This window comes from Ancylomarina sp. (assembly GCF_041555295.1).
In the GTDB taxonomy this organism is placed as follows: Bacteria; Bacteroidota; Bacteroidia; order Bacteroidales; family Marinifilaceae; genus Ancylomarina.
Genome location: NZ_JBFFKR010000248.1, coordinates 1 through 5240, shown reverse-complemented (window position 1 = coordinate 5240; position 5240 = coordinate 1). Strand labels below are relative to the sequence as shown.

The 5240-nt window shown below is 38.7% G+C and carries 1 protein-coding gene; it reads left to right on the top strand.

The genetic code is table 11. From position 1 onward, the window contains the following. Positions 1-5240: S8 family serine peptidase (locus ABY905_RS13860; RefSeq protein WP_372644883.1), on the top strand; the 5240-nt coding region annotated here is incomplete at both ends.

The following is a 5240-nucleotide window of genomic DNA, read 5'->3' as shown; positions in this document are numbered from 1 at the left end:
CTGGTGTAGCTGGTGGTACTGGAAATAATGATGGTGTGAAACTGATGTCCGCTCAGATTTTTACTGAAGACGGTGGAACTGGTGACTATCCTGCAGCTATTGTTTATGGTGCCGATAATGGAGCGGTAATTTCGCAAAACTCATGGGGTTACAACTCACCTGGTCATGTAGAACAGACGATTCACGATGCTATTGATTATTTCGTAGCAGAAGCAGGTCAATTCGAAGGCAGTCCTATGAAAGGTGGCCTTGTGTTTTTTGCTGCAGGTAATGATAATGCAGATGGAGAATGGTATCCTGGATATTATGAAACTGCGATAGCAGTTGCATCGATCGGAGCTGATTTCAAACGAGCCGCATATTCCAACTACGGAACATGGGTAGAGATTGCTGCCCCAGGTGGTGACCAGGCGGCAGGAACTAATTATGGCGTTTTAAGTACCATGCCTGATGATAAATATGGGTATCTACAAGGAACATCTATGGCTTGTCCTCATATGTCTGGAGTAGCGGCCTTGGTCGTTTCTAAGTATGGGAATGGAACGTTCACAAGCGAAGATTTAAAAAAGCATATTCTTAGTGGAACACAAGATATAGATCAATATAACCCTGGTTTTGAAGGGAAATTGGGAATAGGATATGTTGATACCTGGTTAGCGCTTCAGAATGATCAAGGTATTGCTCCTAATGCTATTACTGATTTAGCATTAGATGGTATTGCTCAGGATTTTGCTTCAATTAGCTGGACAATTCCTGCTGATGAGGATGATATTCAGCCAACAAGTTTTGAAGTATTGTACCATACAGAGGCTATTACAAGTGCAAATGCTGAAATGGCTCAAAAAATTAGTTTAACTGAAAGATATGAAGTTGGAGCAACAAAACAACTTGAGATTTCAGAATTAGAGCCAACGACTACTTATTATGTTGCCGTTCGTTCTATTGACCGTTGGGGTAATGTTTCAGAATTATCTAATGTAATATCGGGAACGACCAACGAAGGACCTGCTATAAATACAGATCAGGCCTCAATGGATTTTGCTGTTGATGCAGCGGTTTCAACAACCACGAACGGTACCTTCACTATTTTGAATGAGGCAGCTGGTGTGTTGAAATGGAATGGCTCCACGCGTCAAACGAGTATCTCATTATCTTACAATGCAGCTCATTTGAATTACCCAAAAGCAAGTATTGCAGCTGGTTCTAGGAATATTCGTCAGGTAAAATTACTTAAAGAATTGGAGAAGTCTACTGCTGATGCTAGTCCTATGAGTTCAATTTCTCCCATGGCAAGGTTTTACGAGGAAATGTCACATGCTGGTGGGTCAATTGTAGTTGGTGACATGGATACAACACTTACTAACTCTTCAGCTATCCGTTTTAAAGTGAATCAAGCACAAGGATTCAATATGACTCATGTGAAAATGATGTTAAAGCATAATCCTACTACGGGTCCAATGATTATGGAGATTTATCAGGGAGAAGAGATGAATTCAAAGAGCATGGTTTATGCGCAAGAAGTTACCTCTTACTATGCACAAGCATATACGCATCAAATTCAGTTGGATGAGCAGTTGTATTTCCCAAATGGGACTTCTTTCTGGATTGTTTTCCACGTTCCTTCAAGTAACTTATATCCTTTAGGAATTGGATATGAGAGACAAGCTGTTGAGGCTGGAAATAATTTAATGAGTTTTGATATGGGACACAGCTGGATTACTCTGGACGAAGCTCTTGGTGGAGACACAAATTATTCATGGGGAACAACCGCTGTTAGTAAGAATGAACACCTTGGAAACTTCATTACTTTGAATCCTACCTCAGGTGTTGTAGAAGCAAATGACAGTCAGTCGGTTGATATTTCATTAAATGCTTCGACACTAATTAATGGAACTTATGGCGCAAATGTCCTTCTTAAATCCAACGACGGAGATAATAAGATATTCAGAATGCCTGTAAGTTTAGAGGTATCCGGACATGAACCTCTATTGGTAAATGAAAAAGTTGTTGACTTTGGAAGTGTCTTTTATGGACATAGCAAAGAGATGACAATTACCATTAAAAATACAGGTTATGGAAACTTTAATGTTGCCGATGCAATTTCAATGGATGATCAGTTTAAAATTGTAAGTAGTCCATACCAAATTGCTGCGAGAGATCAGGCTGAATTAACGATTCGTTATATACCTGATGGTGCAGGCAACGACAATGGTACTATTGATTTTACCGATTATAATGGTCACACCCATAGTATCAACCTATTTGGAGTTGCTGCAGAACCTTCTCAAATTCAACTTGCTCCTGCTGAAGTTGTATTAGCAGATATGGTATTGGGTGATACAACAAGTACAAGTTTTACAATTACCAATACGGGTGGATATCCCTTAGAGTATGCAATTCCTGCATTTGCGCCAAATGTAGAATTAGAAGGCATAACAAATATTCACAAGCATGGTTATACACTTGAAAGCAATGTAGATGGCGATACCTCTGCAGAATATACCTGGAATGATATCTCAGGTAAAGGGGTAGAGGTCAGTGATTTCTTCAAAGATGTATCTTGGGAACATCGTTATTTGGAAGTCGATATGGGCTTTGAGTTTCCATTTTATGGGAAAAACTGGAGTAAAATAAACCTAACGCGTTACGGTATATTATCAATGGATCCTGATGGTATTTTAGGATCTTGTATGCCAGCAAGCATGTCAGCTGGTTGTTCTCCTGATGGATTTATTTCTGCTCTGGGAGAAGAATTAGACATTAATAAAGGTGGTAAAATATTTTATCATCTTGAACCAGGAAAATTCATTGTTCAGTATCAGGATGTAATTGACGGTTGGGCATGGGATCCTTTCGGAACTTATACCTTCCAAATTGTATTGTTTTATAATGGTGATGTTGAATTCCGTTATAAAGATATTGAGAGAATGGATAGTTATTTGGCTGATCAAGTGCTGATTGGTATTTCTGATCCTTATCATGCTGATGGATTCCTTGTGAATGGTAACGGTCACAGTACTCAAGAGATTTATGGTAAGTTAACGACTAACGAAACTGTATTCAGAGTTAATGCACCAGGTCAGCAATTAATTAAGTCTGTTTCTGAGCCTTATGGTATGATTAAGGTGGGTGAGTCTAAAAAGATTGATGTTGAAATCAGTTCAGAAGGCTTATATGAGAGTGATTTGTTCCAAAGGTTAGCAATCGTTAGCAACGATCCTTTCACAAATCCTGAGGCATTTACAGTTAAAGTGGATGTGACTTCAGGTGGTCTTGCCGATATTATCATGAATAGAGATAATATTGATATGGGACAAGTATTTCAGGGAGGAGAATACAAAGATGTTCTTTTAGTTAAGAATGAGGGAACAAAGGATGTAGATATTACCTCTATTACTCTTGCGAATAATAAATTTAACATGACGGCAGTTGCTCCTGTTTTGTTAAAAGCGAAATCGTCTTATTTTATTGATTTAGATTTAATTACTACAGACTTAGGTGTGGTGTCGGATGTTTTAACTGTTAATACATCAGACGGAAAGAGCTTTACAGTTAATCTGCTAGCTGAGGTCATTCCAGCTCCAGGTATTGTTGTGGATGTTACGCCTATCAGTGAAACATTGAATGCGGGTGAACTGATTACAAAGACGATTACCATTGAGAATAATGGTGAATCAGCTTTGGAGTTTGTACTTACTGGAAACGATTGGTTATACCTTTCGCAAGCAGAAACCATGGATGCTGAACTTAAAAATTTCAGCTATTACCCATCGAATAGTGATCAAGTAGACGGACCTGCATTTAAATGGGAAGAGTTGCTAGGAGAAGGAGAGCGAATTTCACCAAACTGGTTTTGGGAAAATGAAGTGTTCTGGAGACCAGTTGCACTACCTTATGAATTGGACTTTTACGAGCAAAAAACGGACACCATTTGGATTGGTTGGCAAGGTGCTATCTCAATGAGTAAGCCTGCTTTTGATCCTGTTGATTTTTGGCCTGTACCAATTCCTAACACGGATGAGTTTAATAATATTATTGCGCCTTATTTTGCATATCAAACGGCGGATATTTTTAATCCGAACTTTGATACAGAAGTTGGAATTTTCTTTAAAGTTTACGACGATCGTGTTGTTGTAGAGTGGAAAAATTTCCTTGATATGTGGGGAATGGGATCAGCCTACAGTTTTGAAGCCATTTTGTACAAGAACGGAATCATCAAATTCCAGTATCTTACTGATGGTTGGAGCACAACAAGTCAAGGTATAATTGGAGTTGAAAATGCGGATGGTACAGAAGGTGTACAGCTGGCTGCATTCCAGGATTTCTTTAAAGAAGGAATGGCTGCAACGCTTACACCAGGTAAAAAGCAGATTGTTCCTGCAGGTGAAACTAAAGAGCTAAAAGTAGCACTGAATGCAAAACATCTGAATAAAGGAGAATACATAAGTAATTTCAGATTCTATAACAATACGCCTCAAAATGGGGAAGTTGTTATACCAGTTAGCCTAACTGTAAATGGAGATCCAGTACTTCAAACCATAAATGAAATTGCTTTTGGAGAAGTAATGGCTTATGAGGTTAAGGGTGACTATGGACCTGAAGCGAATTCTTACTTTCAGGAGTTTGAAGTGACGAATACGGGTAAAGCTGATTTGGAATTCTACAATATCGCGTTCGAGCATGATATTGAAGCCATTGTTGAAATGTCATATTTTGATCCGTATTGGGGTGTTACTGAATGGATTCAGGTAGATCCATGGTCTCTTCCTATATTAAAACCTAGTGATAAACTGAATTTGAGAGTTCGTTTTATGCCTAGTGGATCTATAGCTGAGGTTAGTGATAATATCGTATTTGAAACTAATTTGGCAGCTGGTGATTATAGCTTGCCTGTGCATGCAACGGTTATCTTGCCTCCGGTTATGGAAGTTGCTCAGGATAGTTTATCTGTAATGGCTAACACACCTACTCATACCGAAGTGAAGACCGTTACCATTAATAATACGGATGGTTTGTCTCCATTGAAATATCAAATGGGACTAAATTTCTTAAGAGATGGCGAAGAGCAAGATGCTGAAACAACTGCTGTTTATAGTTCTGAGTCTAATATAAGACTTGTTGAATCTAAAGAAGTTGTACCTGCAGGAGCACAGGTTTCAAATGAAGAAACGTACAATAATGTTTTGGAGTATGATACTTTTGATGCACCTACAACAGCCTTAGGTTTCGGAGCTGAATCT